Here is a 360-nt window from a genome sequence, read left to right as displayed (position 1 = left end):
TGCATCCTGGTAGCGCGCGACCGCAACGGCCGCACGCTGGACTATGTGACCGGCCGCGGGCCGCTCACCAAAACCAGCCTGCACCGCTGCCTGCGCCCGGCGCTTGATCCCGACATCCTGCTGGTGACCGACGCCAATGCCGCCTACCGCGCCTTTGCGCGCGAAGCCGGCCTCAGCCACGAGGCCGTCAACCTGCGCGCCGGCGTGCGCGTGCGGGGCGCGCTGCACGTGCAAAACGTGAACGCGTACCACAGCCGTTTCCGCAACTGGCTGCACCGGTTCCACGGCGTCGCCACGCGCTACCTGCCCAATTACCTGGGCTGGCGCTGCGTGCTTGATGCAGGCCGCATCGATACCCCC

The 360-nt window shown here is 69.7% G+C and carries 1 protein-coding gene; it reads left to right on the top strand.

Annotation, left to right across the window (positions count from 1 at the left end; translation table 11 throughout):
- A partial coding sequence (locus GM668_RS30355) for an IS1595 family transposase (protein WP_155442695.1) occupies positions 1-360 on the top strand: 360 nt, incomplete at both ends.

Source organism: Pseudoduganella ginsengisoli (genome assembly GCF_009720865.1).
Lineage (GTDB): Bacteria > Pseudomonadota > Gammaproteobacteria > Burkholderiales > Burkholderiaceae_D > Rugamonas > Rugamonas ginsengisoli.
This window is presented reverse-complemented; position numbering and strand designations above follow the sequence as displayed.